The 6,110-nt window shown below is 53.8% G+C and carries 6 protein-coding genes and 1 pseudogene; 3 read left to right on the top strand and 4 right to left on the bottom strand.

The annotated features are described in order from the left end of the window. Positions 1 to 253: pseudogene (locus ACMZ66_RS10785) on the bottom strand (hypothetical protein); the annotation flags it as partial. 183 nt (positions 254 to 436) lie between these two features. On the opposite strand from ACMZ66_RS10785, the gene ACMZ66_RS10780 reads away from it, so the two are divergent. From ACMZ66_RS10780 to ACMZ66_RS10770, 3 genes are all read left to right on the top strand, one after another. After that, positions 437 to 961: a sigma-70 family RNA polymerase sigma factor gene (locus ACMZ66_RS10780; protein WP_416937208.1), complete on the top strand. Its 525-nt coding sequence runs from the start codon at positions 437 to 439 to the stop codon at positions 959 to 961. Beyond that, positions 958 to 1,734: a hypothetical protein gene (locus ACMZ66_RS10775; RefSeq protein WP_416937207.1), complete on the top strand. Its 777-nt coding sequence runs from the start codon at positions 958 to 960 to the stop codon at positions 1,732 to 1,734. The genes ACMZ66_RS10780 and ACMZ66_RS10775 overlap by 4 nt, the downstream gene beginning before the upstream one ends. Before the next feature lie 113 nt (positions 1,735 to 1,847). Next, positions 1,848 to 2,843 carry a hypothetical protein gene (locus ACMZ66_RS10770; RefSeq protein ID WP_416937206.1) on the top strand — a complete coding sequence of 332 codons (996 nt, stop codon included), beginning with the start codon at positions 1,848 to 1,850 and terminating at the stop codon, positions 2,841 to 2,843. Between the two features lie 62 nt (positions 2,844 to 2,905). Here ACMZ66_RS10770 and ACMZ66_RS10765 read toward each other — a convergent pair whose 3' ends face one another. The 3 genes from ACMZ66_RS10765 to sbmA form a co-directional block, all read right to left on the bottom strand. Further along, positions 2,906 to 3,664 (bottom strand): substrate-binding periplasmic protein, encoded by a 759-nt coding sequence (locus ACMZ66_RS10765; RefSeq protein WP_416937205.1) that lies wholly within the window; start codon positions 3,662 to 3,664, stop codon positions 2,906 to 2,908. Positions 3,665 to 3,829: 165 nt separating this feature from the next. After that, entirely contained in the window at positions 3,830 to 4,696 is an 867-nt protein-coding gene (locus ACMZ66_RS10760; protein ID WP_416937204.1) for a pirin family protein, read from the bottom strand. Positions 4,697 to 4,858: 162 nt separating this feature from the next. Continuing rightward, a complete protein-coding gene (gene sbmA / locus ACMZ66_RS10755; protein ID WP_416937203.1) occupies positions 4,859 to 6,103 on the bottom strand; it encodes a peptide antibiotic transporter SbmA in 1,245 nt (414 codons plus the stop codon). Between the last annotated feature and the right edge of the window lie 7 nt (positions 6,104 to 6,110).

Genomic DNA, 6,110 nt, shown 5'->3' with positions numbered 1-6,110 from the left:
TACCGCCGCCATTACCGTTGCCACCGCCGGAATTGCCGTTACCACCGCCATTTCCGTTGCCGCCACCATTGCCATTGCCGCCGCCGTTACCGTTGCCACCGCTATTGCCTTGGGCAAAGGCCGACTTGCCGGTCAGGTCGAAGTGGGAGAAATCGACAGAAACAGGGGTTACTGCCAATGCAAAGGCGCCAAAACCGAGAATACCTGCAGCCGCAAGTTTGGTGCGCAGACTTTTCTTTTGTTGGATCGACATTGTTAACTCCAGTCAGTGCAGTGAATTTCGCGTTGATTTGCAAGGACAACGCCCGGCAGTTTTGTTTTCTTCCCGACCGGGCAAAAAAAATCGCGATTATTTTTTTTCAACTGTGATGGAAGAAACAGTCCACCCCCGTCGTTATATGCACAATAGACCCATAAAAATGTAACGGGGTTTGGTTTGGACACCGCAACACGTAAAGAGCTGACAGATCTTCTGCCGCGCGCATTGCGCTTTGCGCGGTCACTGACCCGCGACGCTGTCGCGGCAGAAGATCTGGTGCAAACAGCCTATGCCAAGGCCGTCGAACGGATCGAGCAGTTCGAACAAGGCACGCGGCTTGATAGCTGGCTTTACCGTATTATCCAGACGAGCTGGATAGATGAAAAACGACGCGATCAGCGTCAGGGAAATGTGATTTCATTTGAAGATGCACGTGACATCACCCTTCCCGGCCTGAAACATGGCGGCACAGACCGTATGTTCCTGCAGGCTGCCTTGGCATCCCTTGCAGAAGAACAACGTGCCGCCCTGACACTGGTGCTGATCGAAGGATATAGCTACCGCGAGGCTGGCGAGATTTTGGATGTTCCCGATGGCACGGTCATGAGCCGTGTGGCGCGGGCACGCAAAGCACTTGCCACCCTTCATGATGACGACAGCCAAAGCACACCAAACGGCAGCATTCAACGAGGTTCGCCATGACCACAGAACTTAATGACAAGGACTACGTTTTGTTGTCCGCCTATATCGACGGCGAACTGGCACCGACAGAAAGCCGCGCCCTTGAAGACCGGATCGCCGAATGCCCGGTTCTGACCCGCCAGTTCAATATCATGGCTGGTCAATCGGTGGTCCTGCGCAATCAGTCCGAACGCCTTCTTCATGATCGGGTCTATCCCGATCTGGTCACGAATATCGAAAATATTCTTGATGAAAAAGAAGTCCCGTCTCGGCGTTATGTCGCCAAAAGCGACATTGATGCACAGATCCCCAAGGCCGCAAACAGCAACACGGCGATCTGGACCGGTATCGGTGCAGCAGCAGCCGTTCTTTTGGCCTTTGTTGGCGGCAACTGGTTTAACGAAAACTTGGCCCATGAGGACGTGGTAGTTGCGGCAAATGCGCCAATGGATGCACAACTCAGCGCATTCTCGCCGATCAACAATCCGGTGCTTGATCAGGAAATCAGCCTGACGCTGGAAAAAACCCTAAGCGGTGAAATCCGTCATGTTGCCCTTGCGGCACGCGAAACCACCAGTGACGAAGTGCTGATCGAGCCGCTGCGCACATTCCGTCAGGGCGGGCGTTTCTGCCGCGAATATCACGTCAGCTATAGCCAGACCATGACGGGCACCGCACAAGATGGTTTTTATGGCCGAGCCTGCCGAACAGGTGAAGGCCAGTGGGAAACGGTTTACCGGTTGATCCCGGGCACCGACCTTCCCGACCTTGAGACACCAAAACAGAAGCTCTAGGAGATGATGACAACGACGAGGGGGGCTTCGGTGTTGTCATGTTTTTATGCATCCCCACATAAAGAGCGAAACACAAAGCCGACCCGAAAGACACGATGAGCAGGATCAGGACGATGCGTTTGCCAATTAACCCGCGCCGCTTTTTGGCGCTTTCTTGCGTTTTAAGCCTTGGACTTGTCGGGGGCTGTCAAACACTCGATGACTTTGGCAACTCGCTCAATGCACTGAATGACGGCCTTGGCCAATATGCCGAGAAAACCGAAAATACCGGCCCGTCCCTGGCCCCGGCTGCCCTACCGAAATTTGGAATTGGTGACGCCTTTGTTTATGACAACGGGCGCGCGATCTATGTCGAAGACATCAAATCCGATCAGCTGGTCTGGAATGGTGGCGGTGATTACATTTTTCAAACCACTGCTGACTTCACCGGCCCCAACCTTGAATGGTCATACACCGACAGCGAAGATCGCAAACGTTCAGGTTCAGCCACCATCAAGGATGGCTCGGAAAGCATCTGGCCGCTTGAGGTCGGAAAGCTTGTCCGGGTTTCGACCAAATCGGACAATATCGATCCCGCCACGGGCAAGATCAACGAGTTTGATCAATGGTTGACCTGCAAGGTTCCAGCCACGGAAACAGTTACGGTTCCCTCGGGCACCTTTGACACCTATGTCATTGAATGCGCGCGCTATTACAAACAATGGTGGATGCAGACCACCACCTGGTGGTACGCGCCCAAGATCGGCTTTTATGTCAAACGTGATCGCAGCTGGAATTCCGGTTCGGAAAGCAGCGAAGCACTTCTGACCTATGGCCCTGCCCCGGCAAAGATTACGGATGCTGCGCAAAAGCAGCTGGCCGATACCGTTCAGACAGCACTTGAAAAGAACAATTCCGGTGATACGTCACGATCCAGCCAATCGTCACTGCGTTTCTCGGTTACCCCGCTTAAGACCGTTCAGACGGACAAGGGCGTTTGGTGCCGCACCTATCGTCAGCAACTGACCGCTTACAACCGCACAAGCGAGCAGATCAAATCAGCTTGCCGCACCGATAGTGGCTGGGTTGTTGAAGACGATGTCGCGGGTGAAACCGCTGCGGCCAACTGACCAGGAAAAAGCCCCGCGCATCAAATGCCGGGGCTTCTTTCTTGGTACCGCCTGGCATCAATTCAATATTCCGCCTGCCCCAGAATACGCGAAAGTTCACCTGTCTCGCGCAGTTTTTCCAGTGCCGCGTTAAAGTCGCGAATGATGATTTCTGCGTTTGGGTGGCTGCGCCCGACAACGAAATGAAGCGGCATGTCAGACAGCCCTTCTTCGATATGGTCAAAATCCTCGACCAAAAGCCCTGCGGCCTGAATGGCGGAATGGGCTTCGGGGATCGGTGAAACCACACTATCGACACGGCCTGCTGCCAGAAGCTTGAAGCATGTTTTCATGTCGGGCGGCGAAAGACGGGTTGCCTGCCCGTTTGAAAGAAGCAGCCCTGTATTTCCCAGTTCCGCATAGCCAAGCGGCAGGCATAATGTCTTGCCGACCAGTCCGGTATTGTCTTCAAACCCGTCACTTTTATTAGCGTACCAGCCATAGGCCGTCAGGTTCGTAATCGGGTCCGAGAAAATCACGGTTCGGTCGCGTGCGCGGGTAAAGGCATAGGGAAAAGTACCGTCGGCCTCAGCCAGCGTGGTCATTTCGAAACCCTTAAGCCATGACCGCCAGATGATTTCGACCGTGTCATAGCCAGCAGCCTCGAAGCTTTTGCGCACAACTTCGGTAATGATGCCACCATCGGCAAGCGCACGATCGGCAAAGGGTGGAAAGGCGTCGCCTGTGACCAGTCGAAGTTCTTTTGTCTGTGCTTCGCCGGAAACCAATCCAGCCAGCAACAGCACCAATCCTCCCACCATGCGCAACCGCGCTTTTTTCATATCCAGCGCTGTCCTTGACGTTTTCTTCCCCTTACAGGTTAGACAATAGGACGTGGCTTTCAAGACAACAATATCAATGGATGGTTGATTCTTGCATCCGCAAAAAGAAAAACCCCGGCACGTGCGAACCGGGGGTTAGTCATACAACAGGTTTGTGGCGGCCAATCAGGACGCCTTTTTGCGCACGAAATTTCCGTTCTGGTAATCGTCAAAGGCCTGCATCAGTTCCTGTTTGCTGCTCATGACAAACGGGCCATAACGTACAACCTGCTCATGGATCGGACGTGCGGCAATCACCAGCATCCGCCCACCTTGCGCGCCGCCCTTTAGCGTAACGCCATCGCCATCTTTAAGGATCGCCAGATGGTGTGTCGGAACATCTTTGCCCGCAACAATCGCGTCACCGATAAAGACGTAAACAACCGCAGTGTGCCCTTCTGGAAGCGGAACAGAGACTTCTGCATCGACATCAAGCATCACATCAACAAAGACCGGATTGGTGGAGATGCCATTGATCGGCCCGGTTTGGCCATACATCGAGCCAGCAAGCAGACGAAGCTGCGCACCATCAGCTGGTGCAAACTCGGCCAGTTCGTTCGGTTCCATGTTCTGGTAACGCGGATCAATCATCTTGTCCTTGGCTGGCAAGTTGATCCAAAGCTGGAAGCCCTGCATCAAGCCATTTTCCTGCTCCGGGGTTTCGGAATGAACAATGCCGCTTCCGGCCGTCATCCATTGTGCGCCACCAGATCGCAAGACGCCTTCATTACCCATGCTATCTTGATGGCGCATCGCCCCTTCGACCATATAGGTCACGGTTTCAAAACCGCGATGGGGATGTTCGGGAAAGCCCGCAATATAGTCGTCAGGCTTGTCGGTCGAGAGTGAATCAAGCATCAGAAACGGATCAAGCATATCAAGCTGCGGCGTCCCGATGGACCGTTTGAGCGACACACCTGCCCCATCGGACGTATCCATGGCTCGCAGAACCCGTTCTACACCGCGTGCATTCTTGATTGCATCTGACATCATCAATCCTCCTGTCTGGCCGACATCCACGTCGGACGGAATTTTTATGTCTTCTAATGTGGCACAAAACTGTCGCCAAACAAGACGCAATCAGGCACCTGATTGTTTCCTAAAATGAACAATCAGGTGCCTGAAAGACGGGTTTTCAGATGCTTTTCCCTTGGCTTATGCCGGTGCAGCCTCGGGGGCGGCATCCGGTCCGGAACCGTCGATGGCCTTTTCAAAGGCGCTCAGACGTTTATAGATCGACAGGAGCTCGACAATGGTTGTCCAGGAATTCACCAGGAACTGGAACGAGTTTGAGACCTGACCAAACGCAGTCAGGACCTGCTGCAGGACACCAAATGTGAAACCGATTGTCGCACCGGCCACAATGGTCGGCACCAGAATGATCATGGCAAAGACCACATCCGTCTGCAGATAGAGCGACCGCACCACGTTGAAATAGGTGTAGTGCAGATAAAGCCGGAAATAGTTGTGACGCACGTGGCTAAACAGTTCGCGGATCGTTACGGGTTCTGCACGCGCATGGTCATCCTCGCCATAGACCAGCTCCTTACGATAGGCCGCCTCGACCCGCTGATTATGGAACTCAAGGCCCGGCAGTTTCTTACCGGCAAAGGCCAGAATACCTGTGCCAAATACTGCCCAGACAATCGCTGCGGTAAACAGCGGAGCCGGAATGGCGCCAACGATTGGAAGTTCGGTCACATAGCTTGAAAGCGACCACAGAAGTGGCAGGAACGCGATCAGTGTCATCACCGCACTGACGATGGAAACACCCAAGCCTTCCATGATCGAGGCAAAGCGCATGGTGTCTTCCTGCACACGCTGTGCCGCACCCTCGATGCTGCGCAGCTTCGACCAACGATCCATGTAATAGCCATTCATCGCCGTGCGCCAACGGAAGATCCAGTGACTGATGAAAAAGCGCGTCAGAACAAACAGGAAAATCGCACAAAGCGCGATCGATCCAAACACCAGCATCAGGTGATAAAGCGTTTCGACGGTAACTTCGCCGGTCCCGGTCAAGGCATTTTGAACATTATCGAAAAACGGACGACGCCAGTTGTTGATCGCAACCGAGACCTGCACATCAAAATAGGTCATCAGCAAAATCAGGGCTGAGCCAAATACCGACCAGCGTTGCCAGGGATGCGGTGCCTTGGCCATCCAGAAGCCGCCAAATGCCAGAACCGAAACCGCGTAATACGCACAAAACCAAAGGAAGGTCGGCGTCGCGAAATATCCCAAACCGACAACGGCATCATCTTCTGGCTTGGCAACCCCAAACCCAAGATACTGCCCCCACTGATCCGCCCCAAGATACCAAAGCGCAACGCAAAGCGTTGTCCAAACCAGCGCACTTAGGAAAAACAGTCGTGGCTTGGGAAAAAACGACTCAAACACAGCACAC

Origin of the sequence: Thalassospira sp., assembly GCF_048059015.1 — a bacterium.
Classification (GTDB): Bacteria; Pseudomonadota; Alphaproteobacteria; order Rhodospirillales; family Thalassospiraceae; genus Thalassospira.
Note: the sequence above shows the minus strand (reverse complement) of the source record. Positions and strands in the feature narration are given on the sequence as shown.

Coding starts and splice junctions, on each gene's coding strand:
- ACMZ66_RS10760 (WP_416937204.1), bottom strand. CDS start 4,696: ATGATGTCAGATGCAATCAAGAATGCACGCGGTGTAGAACGGGTTCTG.
- ACMZ66_RS10775 (WP_416937207.1), top strand. CDS start 958: ATGACCACAGAACTTAATGACAAGGACTACGTTTTGTTGTCCGCCTAT.
- ACMZ66_RS10770 (WP_416937206.1), top strand. CDS start 1,848: ATGCGTTTGCCAATTAACCCGCGCCGCTTTTTGGCGCTTTCTTGCGTT.
- ACMZ66_RS10765 (WP_416937205.1), bottom strand. CDS start 3,664: ATGAAAAAAGCGCGGTTGCGCATGGTGGGAGGATTGGTGCTGTTGCTG.